The organism is Flindersiella endophytica, assembly GCF_054779015.1.
In genome coordinates, this window is record NZ_BAAGYY010000004.1 from 17,858 (window position 1) to 36,881 (window position 19,024).

General features: G+C 68.9%; 16 protein-coding genes. 7 read left to right on the forward strand and 9 right to left on the reverse strand.

Features of this window, described 5'->3' with window-relative positions; all coding sequences use genetic code 11:
* Positions 1-95 precede the first annotated feature (95 nt).
* Positions 96-1,643, forward strand: coding sequence for a DUF6297 family protein (locus ACYVF6_RS02405; protein ID WP_460515222.1), 1,548 nt, complete (start codon positions 96-98; stop codon positions 1,641-1,643).
* Positions 1,644-1,670: 27 nt separating this feature from the next.
* On the opposite strand, the gene ACYVF6_RS02410 is transcribed toward ACYVF6_RS02405, so the two are convergent.
* On the reverse strand, positions 1,671-2,144 hold the full coding sequence (locus ACYVF6_RS02410) for a GNAT family N-acetyltransferase (protein ID WP_460515224.1): 474 nt from the start codon (positions 2,142-2,144) through the stop codon (positions 1,671-1,673).
* Between the two features lie 255 nt (positions 2,145-2,399).
* Here ACYVF6_RS02410 and ACYVF6_RS02415 point away from each other — a divergent pair, with 255 nt between their 5' ends.
* From ACYVF6_RS02415 to ACYVF6_RS02425, 3 genes are all read left to right on the forward strand, one after another.
* Positions 2,400-4,721 (forward strand): family 43 glycosylhydrolase, encoded by a 2,322-nt coding sequence (locus ACYVF6_RS02415; protein ID WP_460515226.1) that lies wholly within the window; start codon positions 2,400-2,402, stop codon positions 4,719-4,721.
* Positions 4,722-5,000: 279 nt separating this feature from the next.
* Positions 5,001-5,978: an LLM class F420-dependent oxidoreductase gene (locus ACYVF6_RS02420; protein ID WP_460515228.1), complete on the forward strand. Its 978-nt coding sequence runs from the start codon at positions 5,001-5,003 to the stop codon at positions 5,976-5,978.
* 55 nt (positions 5,979-6,033) lie between these two features.
* Positions 6,034-6,840 (forward strand): hypothetical protein, encoded by an 807-nt coding sequence (locus tag ACYVF6_RS02425; RefSeq protein ID WP_460515229.1) that lies wholly within the window; start codon positions 6,034-6,036, stop codon positions 6,838-6,840.
* Between the two features lie 106 nt (positions 6,841-6,946).
* Here the strand turns inward: ACYVF6_RS02425 and ACYVF6_RS02430 are convergent, their stop codons facing one another.
* Both ACYVF6_RS02430 and ACYVF6_RS02435 read right to left on the reverse strand, forming a co-directional pair.
* Positions 6,947-8,809, reverse strand: coding sequence for an acyl-CoA dehydrogenase (locus ACYVF6_RS02430; protein ID WP_460515231.1), 1,863 nt, complete (start codon positions 8,807-8,809; stop codon positions 6,947-6,949).
* A gap of 38 nt (positions 8,810-8,847) precedes the next feature.
* Positions 8,848-9,453, reverse strand: coding sequence for a TetR/AcrR family transcriptional regulator (locus tag ACYVF6_RS02435; protein ID WP_460515233.1), 606 nt, complete (start codon positions 9,451-9,453; stop codon positions 8,848-8,850).
* 104 nt (positions 9,454-9,557) lie between these two features.
* On the opposite strand from ACYVF6_RS02435, the gene ACYVF6_RS02440 reads away from it, so the two are divergent.
* Positions 9,558-10,760: an ABC transporter permease gene (locus tag ACYVF6_RS02440; RefSeq protein ID WP_460515235.1), complete on the forward strand. Its 1,203-nt coding sequence runs from the start codon at positions 9,558-9,560 to the stop codon at positions 10,758-10,760.
* Positions 10,761-10,880: 120 nt separating this feature from the next.
* A complete protein-coding gene (locus ACYVF6_RS02445; protein WP_460515237.1) occupies positions 10,881-11,861 on the forward strand; it encodes a ribose-phosphate diphosphokinase in 981 nt (326 codons plus the stop codon).
* A gap of 339 nt (positions 11,862-12,200) precedes the next feature.
* Here ACYVF6_RS02445 and ACYVF6_RS02450 read toward each other — a convergent pair whose 3' ends face one another.
* The 4 genes from ACYVF6_RS02450 to ACYVF6_RS02465 all read right to left on the reverse strand — a co-directional run bounded on the left by ACYVF6_RS02450 (position 12,201) and on the right by ACYVF6_RS02465 (position 16,647).
* Positions 12,201-14,246, reverse strand: coding sequence for a tetratricopeptide repeat protein (locus ACYVF6_RS02450; RefSeq protein ID WP_460515239.1), 2,046 nt, complete (start codon positions 14,244-14,246; stop codon positions 12,201-12,203).
* Positions 14,247-14,336: 90 nt separating this feature from the next.
* Positions 14,337-14,780 (reverse strand): nucleotidyltransferase domain-containing protein, encoded by a 444-nt coding sequence (locus ACYVF6_RS02455; protein WP_460515241.1) that lies wholly within the window; start codon positions 14,778-14,780, stop codon positions 14,337-14,339.
* Between the two features lie 112 nt (positions 14,781-14,892).
* Entirely contained in the window at positions 14,893-15,267 is a 375-nt protein-coding gene (locus tag ACYVF6_RS02460; RefSeq protein ID WP_460515243.1) for an RNHCP domain-containing protein, read from the reverse strand.
* 186 nt (positions 15,268-15,453) lie between these two features.
* A complete protein-coding gene (locus ACYVF6_RS02465; RefSeq protein ID WP_460515245.1) occupies positions 15,454-16,647 on the reverse strand; it encodes a hypothetical protein in 1,194 nt (397 codons plus the stop codon).
* A gap of 31 nt (positions 16,648-16,678) precedes the next feature.
* On the opposite strand from ACYVF6_RS02465, the gene ACYVF6_RS02470 reads away from it, so the two are divergent.
* Positions 16,679-17,119 carry an NUDIX domain-containing protein gene (locus ACYVF6_RS02470; RefSeq protein WP_460515247.1) on the forward strand — a complete coding sequence of 147 codons (441 nt, stop codon included), beginning with the start codon at positions 16,679-16,681 and terminating at the stop codon, positions 17,117-17,119.
* Here ACYVF6_RS02470 and ACYVF6_RS02475 read toward each other — a convergent pair.
* Together ACYVF6_RS02475 and ACYVF6_RS02480 are read right to left on the reverse strand one after the other, a co-directional pair.
* The gene (locus ACYVF6_RS02475) at positions 17,116-17,748 is read right to left on the reverse strand and encodes a transcriptional regulator (RefSeq protein ID WP_460515249.1); all 633 of its coding nucleotides are present in this window, start codon (positions 17,746-17,748) and stop codon (positions 17,116-17,118) included. The two genes, ACYVF6_RS02470 and ACYVF6_RS02475, sit on opposite strands and share 4 nt — an antisense overlap.
* Positions 17,745-19,007 carry a sensor histidine kinase gene (locus ACYVF6_RS02480; protein WP_460515251.1) on the reverse strand — a complete coding sequence of 421 codons (1,263 nt, stop codon included), beginning with the start codon at positions 19,005-19,007 and terminating at the stop codon, positions 17,745-17,747. The genes ACYVF6_RS02475 and ACYVF6_RS02480 overlap by 4 nt, the downstream gene beginning before the upstream one ends.
* Positions 19,008-19,024 lie beyond the last annotated feature (17 nt).

Consider the following 19,024-nt stretch of genomic DNA (forward strand, 5'->3'; position numbering starts at 1 on the left):
GCGGGCGGCAGCGGCGCCAAGGCTGGTGGAGGCGGGCGCGGCAAGCAGCGTAAGCAGCGCCGCCCGGCTGGTGGGCAAACGCAGCGGGACGCGTGATGGCGACGACCACTGCTACCGCGGCGATTCCGTCGGCTCGGCGGATCCAGAGGGAGCTGCGCACCCTACGCCGCGGGCACTCCGACCAGACCTGGCTGCAGGCGATCGACCAGCTCTACTACTGGCTGTTCAGCATCGCCATGATCGGCTCGATGGGTGGTGTCGTCGTCCATCGGGCGTGGGGCGAGATCGCGGTCTGTGAGACCGCCAGTTGTGTCGACGCGCGGGACGCGTTGCCGTTGCCGGTCGGGCTGGCTGTGCTGGTGCTCGCCGTGCGCACGTTGCTCGCTCTCGGTCCGATCGTCGCGAGCCGGGCCAGCGCGACCTGGTTGCTGACCACCCCCGTGGACCGCACCGGGTTGCTGGTCAAGAAACTCGCCGCGCTCTGCCTCGGTGGCCTGGTGATCGGCGCCGGGCTGCTGCTCTCGGTCGCGACGCTTGGTGGTGGCACGGCGAGCTCCGTCTGGCTCGCGGCGTCAAGCGGAGCTTGCCTCGGCCTGGCGCTGGTGACCGCGGCGGTCGTCGCGCAGCCGCATCCGCCGGTACGCAGGGCGCTCAAGGCGATCTGCGACGTCCTGCTCGTACTCGCCATTGCGATGTTGCCGTTGTTCCTGCTGGACGCCGCGCTCGCCTCGTCGCGGTGGATGCGGCCGGCGCCGCTGCTGGCGGTCACCGCGATCGCCGGTGTGGCCGCGATCCCTCTGCTCGTACGCGCCATCACCAAGCTACGTGCGATCCCCCGGCGCGAAATGGAAACCGGCGGCGGCCTGCTCACCGGGCTGGCCGGCGCCGCGACCTCGATGGACACCTCGCTCATCTCCGACCTGCTGACGTCACGGCGGTTCCGGGCGCTCGGCGCCCGCACGTCGCGAAGGGGCAGAGGCAGCGGCCGGGCCGCCATCGCGATCCGCGAAACCCAACGCTGGTTGAGGTCGCCGTACCGCATCGTGATCGCTGCCGGCCTGCTGGTCGTGCCGTACGCCGTCTCGCGGATCGGTGTGCCGTCGATCGTGCCGATCACGGCGGCGATCGCGGGCTACCTGGGGCTACGACCGTTCGCCGGCGGCCTGCACACGATCTCACGTTCGGATGGGTTGCGCAGATCCCTTCCGTACAACGATGTTCCGCTACGCCTCGCACTGTCGGCGCCGATGCTCGCCTTCGCTGTGCTGTGGAGTCTCGCGATCACACCGGCTCTCCCCGACCACACGCCGCCGGTTGCCGGCTGGATCGCCATGGCCGCCGCGATCAGCGCCGGCGTGCTGCGTTCGGTGACACGTCAGCCGATCAGATTCGACGGCCCGCTGATCTCGACGCCGGCAGGCGCCCTGCCCGCCGGCTTCGTCGCGCAACTGTTCCGCGGACCGGACTTCCTGCTGGTCGGCGTCGCCCTGCTGGCGCTCGGGGTCTGGTGGCAGCTCTCGGTGCTCCTGCCGTTCGCCTTGCTGGCGTTCGCCCTCTGGAAGGGCGGCGCCCGGGCGTCAGCACAGCGCGCGCTCGACGCGGCCAACGAAGCCAAGCGACAAGCCGCGGTCCCGAAGGGCTGAGCAGGAAACCCCAGGCGGCAGCGACTTCTACGGACGCCAGCACAGCGCGGGGTCGGGGTGGTCGAAGAACCCGAGCGACCGGTACAGCGGCGCACCGTCGTGCGACGCGGTCAGGTCCACGCGCGCGACGTCCTGCTCGCGGAACCAGTCGAGCAGCCCCAGCATGATCGCTCGGCCGTGGCCAAGCCTGCGGTGCGCGGGATCGGTGACCATGCCGATCACGTGCCCCACCCGGCCGTTGTGCGAGTGCGGCCCGGGAAACCACTGCTCGACGGTTCCAATGCCGCAGGCAGCGAGCCGACCGCGTTCGCCGTCGACGACGAGGACTCGGGCGGCGTCGGTGGCGAGCTTGGACCGGAGTACGCCGGCAAGGGCCTGTCGCCAGCCGTCGCCTGCCGACGAGGGGTTGAAGAACTCGCCGCCGAGCGTCTCGAACAGCAACGCGCGCAGCCGTACGAGCTCCGCGATGTCGTCTTCCACTGCCTGCCGCAGCTCACTCATGTAACGACTATAAGGCCAATCTGCTTGTTACAGCAGGCAGGGTTGAACTTTCCCGCAACCAATTCCGCCCGGTGCACATCTCTTGTCCCGAGGGATGGGCCCCCGCAGCCACGCCACCCGCGGGGAAGGCACCAGGGAGGGAGCGTGCCCGTACCGCTACCGAGGATTCCGACAGCGGTACGGGAACGACCTTTACAACGTTGAATAGTGCGACTAAGAACTGATGGGCAAGCATTGCCCTCAGGAGGTCGCAGAATGCCCGGACGACGGCGACTGACGATGATCGGTGCAGGGTGCGCCGGTCTGATCGCCACCACGATCCTTGCCGCTTCACCCACCGCCGCCGTGTCACCGCCCGGCAGCTCAGGGTCGAACGGCACGAGCCAGCACAGCACCACGGCCGGCGCCACCTACACCAACTACGTGACACGGGGTTACTCGATCGACTTCCCCGACCCTGCCGTGATGCGGGGCAAGGACGGGAACTGGTACGCCTACTCCACCGGCGGGCCGTTCGACGAGGACGGCGATCCAGGCTCTTCGTACAAGATCGCGAAGTCCGCCGACCTGGTGCACTGGGAGGACGCCGGCCCGGTGTTCCCCGAAGGCCGCCGCCCGAAGTACGCCACTGCCACCACGGGTTTCTGGGCGCCGGACATCCGCTACCTCAACGGCCAGTACCTGCTGTACTTCACCGTCCCCGACACAACGTTCACCACGAACGGCTTCGACCCCGCGATCGGCGTCGCGACCGCGCCCACGCCGGCCGGTCCGTGGACCGCGGCCGACGAGCCGCTGATCCCGCCACGTCCGAACGGCGGCGGCTGGGACACCACGATCGACCCGGCGATGTTCACCGACACCGATGGGACGCACTACCTCTACTGGGGTGGGTACGGCACCGGCATCTGGGTCGTGCAGCTCTCCGCCGACGGCCGGCAGGCCACCACCGAGCCGCGGCACATCGCGTCGTCGCGCTTCGAAGGCCCGAACGTCCTGCACCGTGACGGCTGGTACTACCTGTTCGGCTCGTCGGCCAACTGCTGTGCCGGCCCGACGACGGGGTACACCGTGTTCGCCGGCCGCTCGCGCAGCCCGCTCGGACCGTTCAAGGACAAGCTCGGCGTCGACATGCTGGCCAGCCGTACCGGCGGCACTCCGGTGATCGCGCCGAACGGCAACACGTGGATCGGCACAGGCCACCACTCGGCCGCGCTCGACCTGTCGGGCGAGTCGTACATGGCGTACCACGCGATCGACCGGAACGACCCGTGGCTGGACGTTTCGCCCGGGTTCACCATGCGTCCGATGAACATCGACAGGATGGACTGGATCGACGGCTGGCCGCTGGTCCGGGCGGGGCTCGGCGCCTCCGACACTCCGCAGCCGGCGCCGGTCGCGCGCGGCGACGTCGACGACCACTTCTCCGACGCGGCCGCGACCGCGCGGAACTTCCGTTCGCTCCGGGGCGGCCTGACCGTCGCCGGGCCGGACGACCGGTCCGACTCCGGCGGCTTCGCGCGACTGGCGAACGGGACGGTCGCGGTGACCAGGCCGCTCGGCGCCGACGTCCGCGTCGAGGCCGACGTACGCAGCGGCGCTGGCGGCATCGTCGGCGTGCTGGCTCGCGGCGACGTACGCGCGGTGGTCGACGCGCGCAAGCACGAACTGCGGATCGAGGCAGGCGGCCGGTCCAGCTCGACGAGGCTGCCGGACGGCTTCGACTACGGCGCCTGGCACGTGGCCGCTCTCGAGGCCCGCGGCGCGACGATCACCGCGAACGTGACGGACGCACGGCTGAGCGACCCGTGGGCGGAGACGTCCCTGCGCGTGTCGCGCGTCGACGGTGGTGCGACCGGACTGGTCGGCACCGGCGAGGCGGACAACTTCTCGGCCAACCGGCTGTACCGGCCGGTGACTCGAGCCGTGCCGGATCCGCGGCCCGGCAGCGTCGACGGCGCACTGTCCGACGAGTTCTCCGGCGACACGCTCGGCGCCGGCTGGACCTGGCTGCGGCAGGACGACCAGGCCAAGCTCAACGGCGGCAACCTGGAGTGGCCGACCCAGGCGGCCGACATCGTGGGCGACGGCACGCCGGGCGTGCTGTTCCGCGACGGACTGGACGGCGACAGTGATTTCACGGTCGAGACCAAGCTGACGCTCGACATCGGCACCGACGTCGTACGCAACTTCCAGCAGGGCGGCCTGATCGTCTACGTCAACGACGACGACTTCCTGCGCTACGACGTGGTGGCCGTCGGGCCGACGCGGATCACGGAGTTCGGCAAGGAGACGGTGTTCCAGGGCCGGCGCTCGTGGGGCGGCGGCGTAATCGGCGCGCCCGGCGAGACGACCTGGCTGCGGCTCGTGCACAGCCGGGACCCGCAGACCGGCGAGCACCGCTACCGGGCCGGCTCAAGCACGGACGGCAAGCACTGGACGTGGGGCCTGACCTGGACGCTTCCGGCTTCGGCACAGCCGAGGATCGGCCTGGTGTCGCAGGGCTCCTCCGCAGCAACGGAGCAGCAGTACGGCAAGGCGCTGTCGCAGTTCGACTACTTCCGCGTCATGCGCTGAGCCGCCCTCCGCTAATGACCACGTTAACCACGGCTTTGGCTGGTTAACGTGGTCATTAGCGCTTCGCCACGCCAACAGGAGCTTCGCCACGCCAACAGGAGCTTCGCCACGCCCCGGGGCGTGGTTAACCCGCCAATTACGTGGTTAACGTGGTCATTCGCGGGGTTGGGCAGGCGGTAGGCGGTCAGTGGGGCGTGGCCGCGACCAGGTCGTTTGCCGGGTAACGATGTAACTGCGTAAGCTGCGAGCGGAACACTTTCCGTTTTCGCTGGAGGCAACGTGAGCGTTACCCGATTCGGCCTGCAGATCCCCAGTTTCACCTATCCCGACGTGCCCGACAGTGCTTTGTTCGACCGGATCGCGGCGATCGCGAAGACGGCGGAGGACTCCGGGTTCGACTCGGTGTGGGTGATGGATCACTTCTACCAGCTTCCGGGCATCGGGCCGGAAGACGACCTGATGCTGGAGGCGTACACGCTGCTCGGCGGCCTGGCCGCCCGTACGTCGAAGGCCAAGCTCGGCACGATGGTGACCGGCGTGACCTACCGCAACCCCGCCATGCTCGCGAAGATCGTGACGACGCTCGACCTGATCTCGTCCGGGCGCGCGATCCTCGGGCTCGGTGCGGCGTGGAACGAGAGCGAGCACCGCGGTTACGGCTTCGAGTTCCCGTCGACGGGTGAGCGGATGGACCGGCTCGAGGAGGCCCTGCAGATCGCCAAGGCGATGTTCGCCGAGAGCCCGGCGACCTTCACCGGCAAGCACTACGCCATCGACAACGCCTACAACGTGCCGCGCCCGGTGACCGCCGGCGGGCCGCCCATCATGATCGGCGGTAGTGGTGAGAAGCGGACGCTGCGGATGGTCGCGAAGTACGGCGACGCGTCCAACCTGTTCGGCGACGTCGAAACCGTGAAGCACAAGCTCGGAGTGCTCGAGAAGTGGTGTGAGGTCGAGGGTCGCGACCCGGCCGAGATCACCAACACCAAGCTCGGCACGCTGATCATCGCGCCGACCGCCGAAGCGGCCGAACGCAAGATGGCCGCGCTCGCCGAGCGCGCGGGCGCGACCGCCGACGCGGAGCGGCTCGAGCGGCTGCAGGCGATGGTCGTCGCCGGCGGACCGGAGCAGGTGCAGGAGCAGGTTCAGGCGTACTTCGACGCCGGCCTCGACGGCATCCTGTTCAACCTGCCGGACGCCTACGACCTCGAAACCGTCGCCCTGGCAGGCGAAACCCTGGCGGCGCTGGACAAGTAACCGGACAAGCAAAACGCCTGGCATCGCCCGCGCGCGGCAGGCTAGATTGCCGCGCATGCGAGTTCAGGTGATCAGCGTCAACCACGGCACGACGCCTTACGCCGATCTGTTGCTGCGGTCGCTGGTCGCGCACCATGCCGACCGCAGCCAGATCGACGTACTCTTGCTCGACAGCCAGTCGCCCGATCTCGAACGTCTCGACTGGGCTCGGCGACTCGGAATCGAGGTCGAGCCGTCGGGCTACGCTCTCGACGTGCCGATCACGACGCACGGCGAGATCCTGCGCGACGGCATCCTCGCCAAGGCCGGCTGCGACGCCTACCTGCTCGTCGACTCCGACGTGTGTTTCCTTACAGACAACACGATCCAGGCGATGGCCGCCGAGTTGTCCGCCGACCCGAAGCTGTTCGCCGTCCGCGCGCTCTGGCAGGGCTGGGGTGACGAGTCGCTCTACGAGCCCGACGGCTACCCCAACCACAACGTCAGCCGGATCCGGCAGAGCGTCCGGATGTTCGGCCAGCCGGAGTTCGGCGGCCCAGGGGAGTGGGACACCGGCTACGGCGACCGCGTGCATCCGTTCTGCGTCCTGGTCCGCAACGACACACCGTTCCGGCTCGCGGTCGAGCTGATCGGCCTCTCCCCTTCGGCGACTGAGTGCGTCAAGGGCGCGATGTGGTGGGACACCCTCGGCCTGCTCACCCAGGTGATGAAGACCCACGGCCGCACCTGGCGCCGCTCCAGCCGCCGCGTCCTGCATTTCTCGAGCGTCAGCTGGACGACCTACGAGGCCGAGGAGAAGAACGCCCGTCGCGACGAGCTGCTGCGGCAATACGCCCACGTCACCGGCTCGCAGACCGCGTAACGGGCAACAGAAATGGCCACGGGGCGAGCAGGGCGCGCGCTCACGTGGCCATTCCTGAGGGGGTTGCGGTCGCTCAAGGGGCGAATGAGCGACCGCGTCAGTTGGTCTAGAAGGCTTCCTCGGCCAGTGTCATCAGGTCGTTGTCGGTGGCCTCGGCGATCGCACGTTCGGCCGACAGCTTCGGCAGCACCTGCCGGCAGAACCACTGCGCGGCAGCGACCTTGCCTTCGTAGAAGGCGGTGTCGGCGGCGCTGGGGTCGCCGGCGAGCTTCTCCTGCGCGACTTCGGCCTTACGCAGCAGCAGCCACGCGCACACCAGGTCGCCGAGTGCGAGCACCAGCCGGGTGGTGTTCTGGCCGACCTTGTAGAGGTTGGTGATGTCGCCCTCGGGCGCCTGCGGCTGGGCCTTGAGCAGGTCGCCGACCATCGCGCCGACGATGCCCTGCACGTCCTCGAGTGCCTTGGCCAGCAGGCCACGCTCGACCTTGAGCCGGCCGTTGCCGGCCTCGGACGCGACGAACTCCTGCACCTGGGCCGACAGCTTGCCGAGCGCCTGGCCGTTGTCCTTCACGATCTTGCGGAAGAACAGGTCGAGACCCTGGATCGCGGTCGTGCCTTCGTACAGCGTGTCGATCTTCGCGTCGCGGACGTACTGCTCGAGGGGGTAGTCCTGCAGGAATCCCGAGCCACCGAACGTCTGCAGCGACTCGGTGCCGAGCAGCACCCAGGCGCGTTCGGAGCCGTAGCCCTTCACCAGCGGCAGCAGCAGGTCGTTGAGGCCGGCGGCCTCCTTGTCGACCTCGCCGCGTGCCTCGGCGTCGGCGATCTCGTCCTGAACAGTCGCGGTGTAGAGCACGAGGGCCCGGAGCCCTTCGGCGTAAGCCTTCTGCGACATCAGCGACCGGCGTACGTCGGGGTGGTGAGCGATCGTGACCCGCGGCGCGGTCTTGTCGGTCTGGCGGGTGAGGTCGGCGCCCTGCACGCGGGACTTGGCGTACTCCAGCGCGTGGAGGTAGCCGCTCGACAGCGTGGCGATGGCCTTGGTGCCGACCATCATGCGGGCGTACTCGATGACCTGGAACATCTGGCGGATGCCGTCGTGGACCTCGCCGAGGAGATAGCCGACCGCCGGGGTGCCGCCCTCGCCGAACGTCAGCTCGCACGTGGTGGAGACCTTGAGGCCCATCTTGTGCTCGACGTTGGTGGCGTAGACGCCGTTGCGCTCGCCGAGCTCGCCGGTGTCCCAGTCGAAGTGGTACTTCGGAACGAGGAACAGCGACAGGCCCTTGGTGCCCGGGCCGCCCGCGCCCTCGACGCCGACCGGGCGCGCGAGCACCAGGTGGACGATGTTGTCGGACAGGTCGTGCTCGCCGGCGGTGATGAAGCGCTTCACACCCTCGAGGTGCCAGGTGCCGTCGGGCTGGAGGTGGGCCTTGGCCTTGCCGGAGCCGACGTCGGAGCCCGCGTCGGGCTCGGTGAGCACCATCGTGGCGGCCCAGCGGCGTTCGATCATCCGCTGCGCGATCTTCTGCTGCTCCTCGGTGCCGTTGCGGTAGATCACGTGGGCGAAGCGCGGGCCGCTGGCGTACATGAACAGCGCGGGGTTGGAGCCGAGCACCAGCTCGGACGCCGCCCAGCGCAGGGACGGCGGGCAGGGCTGGCCGCCGAGGCCGGAGGGGATCTCCAGGCGCCACCACTCCGCGTCCATCCAGGCGTTGAAGCTTGCCTTGACCTCGTCCGAGAGCGTCGCAGTGTGCGTCTTGGGGTCGAACACTGGCGGAGTCCGGTCGCCGGACTCGTAGGACGCCGCGATCTCGTTGGTGGCGAGGCGGTCCATCTCGGACAGGATGCTGCGCGCGGTGTCGAGGTCGATGTCCTCGTACTGGCCGGCGCCGAGGATCTGGTCTCGGCCGAGCACGTCGAACAACGTGAACTCGATGTCGCGCAGGTTGCTGCGGTAGTGGCTCATCGGCGCTCCGTCACTTCAGCGGGTTACCCGTCAGTAGTCTACCCGCTAGTAACTTTGCCTCGCTGGAGCAAACTTCGCAACCCCGACGCGAACGACTCGGCGTCGATGTCCTCGAAGATGGCGTATTGCAGGATAAAGCCGGGCCAGAGGGCGAGCAGGACCCTACCGATCCGCTGCGGATCGCCCGGCCCGATCTCGCCGCGTTCCTGGTAGTAGACGACCAACTCCGCCATCAGGTCGCGCATCCCGCCGATCAGGACACCCATCTGATCGCGGAGCGCCGGCGACCGGACCGCCTCCGCCCAGACCTGCACGGCGATCTTCGCCACACCGAACTCGCTGTCGAGCTGCTCGAACGTCTGCCCGATCCGCAGGAACGCCTCGTGCAGCGGCAGTGGCTCCTCGGACTCGAAGACGCCGCTGAAGGTCTGGCCGAGGTGGCCGATCAGATCGGTGGCGATCGCCCCGATGATCTCTTCCTTGCTCTTGAAGTAACGGTAGGTCGCGCCGGCGGACAGCTGCGCCTCGGCGAAGATGTCCTGCATCGAGGTCGCGTGGAAGCCGTTGCGGCTGAAGCAGATCCGGGCGGCGTCCATGATCTGGCGGCGGCGAGCTTCAAGGTGCTCTGGAGAGACGCGTGGCATGTGCCACATCGTAAAGCGAACGTTCGTTCTTGACAAAGCAGGTGTGAGGTCGCAGGCTGGGGGCAGTTCAAAGAGAACGAACATTCGTCTCAGGAGACGCCGAGATGTCCACGCAAGACAGCGGGCCGGCGCACGCCGGCCGCACCAACGAACGGACCGGCCAGCCCACGCGGGCCACGAGTGCATCGGCACAGAGCGAGATGACAGGCAGCTCCGTACGGGCGGCGGCCGATCGGGCCGAAGCCGCGGCAGAGCGGGCCGAGACCGCGGCCGCCCGAGCGGAAACCGCGAGTAGCGGTGGCGAAGCCACCCCCGTTTCCGCTCCGGCCGAACCGGGACATCGCCGCCCGCCGACAACTCTGATCGGGATCATCGTGGTGCCACTCCTGGTCGCGGTGGCGCTGACCTTGTTCGCCTGGCCGGCGGCGAACCTGGAGCCACGCAACCTGCCGATCGGCATCGCCGGACCTGCACAGGCGGTGGGTTCCGTCGAGCAAGGACTGACGGCCAAGGCCGGCTCGGACGCGTTCGACGTGCACACCTATCCCGACGAGGCCGCCGCACGTTCGGCGATCCAGGACCGGGAGATCTATGGCGCGATCTCCGTCGGACCGTCCGGCGTGACGTTGCTCACGGCATCGGCCGCGAGCCCGGTGGTCGCGCAGCTGCTGCAGCAGGCCGGTACGCAGCTGGCCGCCGCCAACCCTTCGGCTCCGGCGCCGAAGGTGGTCGACGTCGTACCCACAGATCCGGACGACCCGCGCGGCGTGGTGCTCGGCGCGGCGCTGTTCCCCCTCCTCCTTGCCGGCCTGGTCGGTGCGTTCATGCTCGGTACCCGCACCCGGCCCGGCCTGGGACAGGCCGGCGCGCTGATCGCGATCGCCGGGCTGGCCGGGCTGGTCGTCATCGGAATCGCGCAGGGCTGGCTCGGCGCGTTCGGTGGTGACTGGTGGGTCAACGCGGGCGCGTTCGCGCTCACGATCCTCGCGATCGCTGCGGGCGTGGCCGGGCTCGGCGCGGTGTTCGGGCTGCCAGGGCTCCTCGCCGGCGCGGCGCTCATGGCGCTGGTCGGCAACCCGTTCTCCGGCCTCACCTCCGCGCCCGAGATGCTGCCGACCTGGGTCGGCGTCACCGGGCAGTACCTCCCACCGGGCGCGGGCGGGACGCTCGTACGCAGCACGGCGTTCTTCGATGGCGCCGGAGCCGACCGTCCGCTGTTGGTGCTCGCCTGCTGGGCGCTCGCCGGTCTTGCGCTCGTCGTGGTCGGACGGTGGGTACGCCCGTCACAGCGCGCAAACCCGGCTTGACGTTACCTGTGGCCAGACGCTTTCTGACCGTCGCCAGCTATTCTGGCGGCGGTCAGTCTCCGTTCGGAATACCACGCGGCGGAGCCGCAGATAAGTACCTCACCCAGGGAGCGACAAGCCGTGTCACTCGAGAGCCCCGCCACTCGAGAACTCGTGGTCTTTTCGGGAAGCGCACATCCGGAATTCGCAGCGGAGCTCTGCTCGACCCTCGGGGTCGAGCTGTCCGAAGCGAACATCGAACGGTTCTCCAACGACTGCATTCAGGTGCAACTGGGGGCCAACTGCCGGCAGCGGGACGTCTACATCGTTCAGCCGCTGGTCCCGCCCGTACAAGAACATCTGATGGAGCTGCTGCTCATGCTCGACGCGGCACGTGGCGCGTCGGCGGCTCAGATCACAGCGATCATCCCGCACTATGCGTACGCGCGGTCCGACAAGAAGGACCAGCCGCGCATCTCGATCGGTGGCCGGCTGGTCGCCGACCTGCTCCACACGTCCGGCGCGGGCCGCGTGCTCACGATGGCGCTGCACGCGCCGCAGGTGCACGGGTTCTTCAGCATCCCGGTCGATCATCTGAACGCGATCGGCGAGCTCGCCGGGCACTTCCAGTCGCAGGACCTGTCGAACTGCGTCGTGGTCTCGCCCGACCTCGGCAACGCCAAGCCGGCGTCTGCTCTGGCGCGGCTGCTGGGAGTGCCGGTGGCTGCCGGGAGCAAGCGGCGGCTCGCGGATGACAAGGTGGTCATCGACACCATCGTCGGCGACGTCGAGGGCCGCGACGTGATCGTCCTCGACGACGAGATCGCCAACGGCGGCACGATCATGGAGCTGCTCAACAAGCTGCGCGACCACAACGTCGGGCGGATCTCGCTCGCGTGCACGCACGGGTTGTTCACCGGCAAGGCGATCCAGCGGCTGGCCGAACAGACCGACGTCACCGAGATCGTGACGACGAACACAGTGCCGCTGGCACCGGAGAAAAGGCTGCCGAACATCAAGGTGCTGTCGGTCGCGCCCCTGTTCGCGGAGACGATCCGCCGGATCCACTTCGGCGAGTCGGTCAGCAGCCTCTTCTCAGCGACGACCCCAGCCGTCGGCTAGCCCGCCACCGCACCACCGCACCCCCGGCCTCCCGCCGCCGGGTCGCTGCGGCCGGCCACCGCACCCGCCACCGCACCCCGGCCACCCGCCACCGCACCCCGGCCACCCGCCACCGCACCCCGGCCACCCGCCACCGCACCCCGGCCACCCGCCGCCGGGCCGCTGCGGCAGCCACGGCCTCGCGCGAATGACCACGTTAACCACGTAATTGGCTGGTTAACGTGGTCATTCGCGCCTCGCCACGCTGGACGGACCTTAGCCACGCCCCGGGGCGTGGTTAACCAGCCAAAGGCGTGGTTAACGTGGTCATTCGCGCACGATGCGGGAGAGCCAGTCAGGTCAGCGCCACGGGTTGGGTGGTGGCGGCGGAGTGTTCGGTGGGGTGTTGAGCCCGCCGGGACTGCCGGCGGGTGCCGGGCCGCCGTAACCCACTACCGCGGGTGGCTCGGGCGGGAGCTCCGACAGCAGTTCCTGTGCCAGCGACGCGGCGTCCGGGTGGCCCGAGTTGACTGCCTGCTGGTACACCGCTCGCGCGGCCGCGATGTCCCCTCGCGCCGTCAGGATTCCGCCGAGGCCGACCGCCGCTGACGGCGACGCGTCCGGGTGGCCGGAACGGATTGCCTGGTTGAATGCCGCCTCTGCCGCCGCCGGCTCGCTGTGCCGGGCCAGCAGGAGCCCGAGGCTGAACGCCGCCCGCGGCGCGTGCTCCGGATGGTCGGAGGCGATCGCCTGGTCGAGCGCTGTGCGCGCCCCGAGGACGTCGCCCTGTTTGCTCAGCAGCAGGCCGAGGTGCAGCGCGGCCTTCGGCAGCTGAGTGCGGTGCCCGGACTCGATCACCGTGTGGAACGCGGCCCGCGCGCCGTCGTTGTCGCCGAGTTTGGACATCGCCATGCCCGACCCGACCGTCGCGGCGAGGCGGTGGGAGCTGCCGCCGGCGTCGATGGCGTAGCGGAAGCCGTCGGCGGCCGCCCGGTGGTCGCCACGGAGGTACGCCGAGACGGCGATCCCGAATGCATCGGCCGGCCCGGCCATCGCCAGCAGCTCCTGCCAGGCGAAGCCCGGCACCGGTCGCGCGGCGAGGTCGCCCATCCCGTCGTCGACGGCGACGAGGTAGTCGAGCGCCGCCCAGCCTCCGGTCTTGCCGCTGCCCACCGGATGGACCAGGCCCTCCAGCATGCTGATCGGCTCGGTCGCCCAGTCCATGCCGCGCGTGAACTGCTCCGCGTCCGGCGCGACGCCGGCATCGATCGCGCGCAGGTAGAGCGGGAACAGCCGGCGCAGCTCGTAGTCAGGAATCGGCCAGTTCAGCCCGGCCCGGCGCCAGTCGACCATGGCCTGGACGATCGCGGTGCCGGGGGCGTTCGCCTGCCCGCCGATGCGGTACTTCGAGACCAGCTCGGGCGCGCCGACCAGCGCCTCACCGACCGAACGCTTGAACTCCTCGCTCGGGTAGCGCCACCGAGCCTGCGCCAGCTCCTCGTCGGTCAGCGCGAGCTCGAGCTCGACGACCTCGGCCCGGCTGAGCGCCATGTGCGCGGTGGTCGCGACGTCGGACCCGCCTCGCCGCAACTGCTGGTAGCGCCGCAGCGGGATCGTCGCGACGATCAGCGCCCAGCGCGAGATCTCGTCGATCACCGGCCACGACAGGTGGTCGAGCAACGGCCCGTCGATGTCGTCGAGCCACACGATCGCCGGCGCGGGATCGATCGACGGCAGCGGCCGGACACGCGTCAGGTCGACCAGCGCGCGCCCGTTCTTCGGGATGATGACGGCTGGATTGCGGCCTCCGAACGCCGAACGGACGGCTTCCAGCGTGGTGCGCGTTTTCCCAGCAAGCGCTTCACCGACGACCAGCAGAAAGGGATACGGCGGCTCGGACTTCGACAGCACCAGGTCGACATCGCGATCGGCGACCGGGCGCTGAACATAAGGTGCGTCAGTACGGTCGCCGTATTTGTTCAGCGCCACACCGAACGCCTCGTCCGATATCTCGCTCAGCCGCGGCAGCGCGCTGTAGGGCGACTTCACCCGCAACAACTCGTTGATTTCCGCGCGCCGCTGTTGCCGGACTTCTCGCCGGGCCGCGGCCCGCGCCCGCAACTGGGCGCGTACGAAGAAACTGATCGCCACCAGCGTCAACAGGAGAAACAGCGCGGCGAGCACGAAGCTCACCGTGCCCGTGAGCTTCGTGGCCAACTCGTTGACGACGGCCAGCACACCGAACAACACGGCGACTGCCGCGAACGCGATCGCGAAATGCAGGTGATGAGCGCCCGGCGTTTCCTCCAAAACCGCGGCAGGATCGCTTTGCGCGTCATCGGAACTACTGACCGCTACATCGGCGGGCGCCGCGTCACGACCATCGGATTGGTCGGACTCAGGCATGGACGAACGGTAGCAATTACACCGCTATGTACGGAAGGCTTCAGAACAGACATTTGCGGCGCCACCGCGCTGACCAGAACGACGAGAAACTCAACGACTTTGCTTGGTGAGCCGTCGTTCCGAATAGGTCTTCCGGAAGTCGATCAGCGCCGTGCTGCTGACGACATGGAGGTCGTTCACGGTGCCGTCGAACACGTCGGCCGGCCAGTCGTACCGGATCGAGCCCCAGAAGTTGGTGTAGTAACCCTGGTCGTCCCGCTGGACGAGAATCAGCTCGACGCACACGTCGTCGAGGTCGAACGCTCGCTTGTGGGGGAACCGCTTCAGCAGTTGCTCGGGAACGCGCTCGGAAGCCAGGAGCTCGTCGAGCGCGGCCAGATCGGACGCCGGACAGAGCAGGTCGAGGTCTTGGTGGTCACGAGGCGGCACCAGGCCACGCATCTCCTCGGCCCAGCCACCGAACACCCAGGTGTGGACCCCTGCCTCCGAAAGCAGTGCCATTGCTCGTGCCACGAACTCGCGGTCGTTTCGCACCCGGCACACGCTACCGCTGGTTCACGTGTACGCAACATCCCCGTCAGCCGGGCGCCGGACGCGATTAGATCGAATCGTTACAGCGCCGGCGACCGGCTGAGACGAGGGCCTGCTAAAGACTGCCGAGCAGCTCGAGCGGGAACGGTGGCTGGGCCAGTGGCCGGATCGCCAGCCGGACAAGCATGAGCGGGTTGTCGTCGCCCGCGATCCGGTTCTGTTTGAGCTGGTCGCAAGCAGTACAGCGATGGATCAGGACCCATTCGCCGTCCCGGCGTACGGTGATGGCGATCGGCTCCATTGACGCATGGCACTCGGAGTCGCGGTCGCCGGGTAGGTCGTCGTCAAGATGCTTGGACCAAAGGCAAGTCGGGCAGTGGTTTCGGTGAGCCGTTCCGGGCGCGTCGGGCGGTACGTCGAGACGACAGTGGACGCAGCGGAACGGCCGCGGTCGCGCGCGGTCTCCGGCGCGACGACGGTTGTGGTTCAAGGGTGGAGCCCCTATCGGTGTGAGCTGGTTGGGTTTCCGTCAGCGAGACGGCGCGCCAGCTCCGGGGCCGGAAGGTCAGCTTCCGTTACCCCTACAGGGCGCGCCAACCAGGCGGGCGTCCAACATTTACACTCCGATGTCCGGGCTCGGGTGGAGCTCGATAAGAGACAGTTCCAGGACAGCAGATCAGTCGCCCTGCTGTCGAAGGATTTTCCAGCCGCCGTCGACAGCCTCTGCCTGCCAGCCGTCAGCGAGTCGCAACGTCCAGCCGTCGCCGGTCGTGGTGCCGGGGACCTCCGGCGGTTCCGGGCACACCAACCGGATCTCACTGAAGTCCTGGGTCACAAGTGCGCCACGGGGCGCTTCAAGGAATGAGCCGTCCCCGTTGCGCCAGCTCAGGTTGCCCCGGTGCACTCCGTCGTCGAGCGGGACGACATCCTGCGGGTTGAAGCTGATCATCTGACCGTCTAGCGAGAGCCGCAACAGCGGGCCGGTCGCGTACGCCTGCCGCAACCCGTCCACCCGCTCCCGATGGCGACCCTCCCGTTCTCCTTCGGTCCTTCGCACCTCACTGAGGCCGTAGACCGCGCCGCGCGCATCCGCGACCGCGGCTGCGAGCAACGCCTGCAGATCACGCTGCCGTACGACCTCGGCAGTCCAGCCCGGGCCGAGCGCGTCCAGCAGGAAACCGTAGGCGGGGCCGGTGACATACGCGAAGCTGCGAGCCCAGGCCGCATCGGCGGGAAGGCTCCGGGCGTGGCGCGCGACCTCAGAAGGTGTCGCTTCGGTGAGCCGCCACGCGGTGTACTCCGGGAGGCCCTCCCAGATCTCCAGCTCGCGTTCACGGCTCGCCTCGGACGGGAGCGCGGCAGCGAGCCGATGGCTGTGGAACACGAGGGCATCGGCCGCCGCGGCGACTCGTTCGGCACCCGTCGACTCCAGTGCCGCGCCGAGGGCGGCGAGCTCCATCCGCAGCCAGGTTCGGCCCTCGGCGCTGTCGAGCAGGTCCATGCCGTCGGCGACCTCGGTGTTCACCTCGCCAGGGAACAAACGGCCCTGCACGACGTGGAACGCCTCGTGTACGAGCAGGCGCACCACGGCATCCTGATCGTCCGGCAACGGGAGAACGACCGTCGCCCAGGTCCGGCCGGCCCACGCCTGCGGCGTGTTCGAAGCCGCGATCCCGGCCGGGCGCGGACCCGCCCACACATTCGACTCGACCGGCTCGTACCCGGCCACGCCAGGGTCGGCTGTCAACAGGATCTCGTCGTCGGTGATCCCCATCCACTCGACCTCGGCGAGCGACCTTCCCCACAGCCGACCGGCGTCGGCCTGGACGTGGGCGCGCGCCGAGGTGGCCGCATCAGCGAGACTGACCATGTCGAGAACTCTGACAGAAGAGAGGCTCGGAGTGAAGATCCGACGTGGCGCGCGTGCTGTGCTGATCGACGGCAACGGCCGGCTGCTGCTCATGCGGCGTTACAAGAAAGGCGAGACCTACCTCACCACGGTCGGCGGCGGCATCGACCAGACGGACCGTTCGCCGGAGGACGCCATGCGCCGCGAGGTCTTCGAGGAGCTCGGCGCGGTCGTCGGCACCGCACCGCTGATCTACGTGCTCACGATGCCGCTGGACGGCGTGCTCACGATGCAGTACTTCTACCTCGCGCGGGTGCTGGACATGAACTGGGAGGCCCGCACAGGGTCGGAATACCAGGGTGACAAGGCCGACGCCTACCAGCCGTACACCACGCCGTGGGACGCCACTCTCGCCGACCTCGAGCTGAGGCCGAAGGAGCTGCGCGACTACCTCGTCCAGAACGCGCAGGCCCTGCAGGAGCTGATGAGTTAGGGCCGCTCCGGGGTCAGCAGCCCGCGGTTGTAGGCCGTCGCCACCGCTGCCGCGCGGTCGTTGACGTCGAGCTTGGCGTAGATGTGGAGCAAGTGGGTCTTGACGGTGGCCTCGGAGATGAACAACGCCTGTGCCGCTTCACGATTCGACTTGCCCTGCGCGACCAGGCTCAGCACCTCCAGTTCGCGTTGGCTGAGCGGCTCGCGTTCCGGTGCACGCAGTTGGGTCATCAGCCGGGTGGCGATCGACGGCGAGAGCACCGACTCGCCGCGCGCGGCACTGCGTACGGCACGCAAGAGGTCCTCGCGTGGTGCATCCTTCAGCAGGTAACCCGTCGCGCCGGCCTCGATCGCGGGCAGCACGTCGGTGTCGGTGTCGTAGGTCGTCAGCACGAGCACGCGAGCAGCGTCGCCGCGCGCCTTCAGCTGCCGGATCGCCGACACGCCGTCGACGCCGGGCATCCGGAGGTCCATCAGGATCACGTCGGGCTCGAAGACCTCCGCCAGTCGCAGCGCCTCCGCACCCTCGTTCGCCTCGCCGACGACATCGAAGTCGGGATCTCCGACGAACATGCCGCGCAGCCCGTCACGTACGACCGGATGGTCATCGACGATCAGCAACCGGATCACGCTCCACCAACCCCCTCTGGCCCCGCTTCCTGTGGCAGCGCCGGAACGCGCGCCGAGATCGCAGTGCCCATCCCGGGCTCCGACTCCACTTCCAAGCTCCCCGCCAGGCGATGCACCCGTTGCCGCATCGCCGTCAGCCCGACACCGCCGCTGGCACCGTTCACGGCCGACGGATCGAAGCCGGAGCCGTCGTCGCGTACGTCGAGCGTCACGACGTCGCCCATGTACGACAACGTGAGCCCGACGCGGCTCGCCTTCGCGTGCTTGGCGACGTTGGCGAGCGCCTCCTGCGCCATCCGCAGCAACGCCACCTCGACCTCCGGATGCATCGGCCGCGGATCGCCGGTGGTCGTGACCTCGGCGGGTACGTCGTTGATCGCCGACCACTGCTTGGCCACCGAGGCGATCGCGTCCGGCAACCGCGCGGACTCCAGGTGCTGCGGCCGGACCGCCTGCACCGAACGCCGGGCCTCCGAGAGGCTGTCGCGGGCGAGCCGCAGCGCGTTGTCGAAGTGCCGCTGCCACTCCTCCGGGTCACGCCGGACGTGCTCGGCGGCCTCCAGCTGCGTGATGATCCCGGTCAGGCCCTGCGCGATCGTGTCGTGGATCTCGCGGGCCATCCGTTGCCGCTCGTCGAGGACGCCGGCCTCGCGGGCCTGCGTCAGCAGCTGCGCGTGCAGGCCGGCGTTCTCCTCCAGCGCGGCTTCAAGCTTCGTCACGGTCTGCCGGCGCTGCTCGGCCAGCTGGGAGACCTTCTCCCCCGCGATCGTTCCCAGGCCGATCGCGAACGTCTGGATCAGGATGATCGTGCCGTACAGCGCGACCGTCTCCACCGTCACCGGCGGGAACCCGGCCGTCACGATGTTGATGCTGATCGACGTCGCGAACAGGCCGGCGAACACCAGCAGCATGCGCCGGAGCAGGAACGCGTGCAGGAAGCCGGTGATGGTGAAGACGAAGAAGTAGAGCTCGCGCATCGTCAGCAGCGTCGCGAGCGTCAGGAAGCCGGCGAAATAGACCGCCATCGGCAGCAGGCGTTCGCGTCTGGCCTGCGGGGCGAGCGTGAACCAGAACAGCACCCACAGGAACGCCACGCCGGCGATGGCGAGCGTGACCAGCCGATCCGGCCAGGGCGCGTCGGACACCGTCAGCAGCAGCGTGGTGCTCACCGCCAGCGTGACGTACGGCGTCCAGTGGACGGTGATGTTGCTGTTGCGCTCCCACTTGGTCTGCGACCGCTCGGCTTCGGTCGTTCGCATCGTTCGCCTCCTTTCCG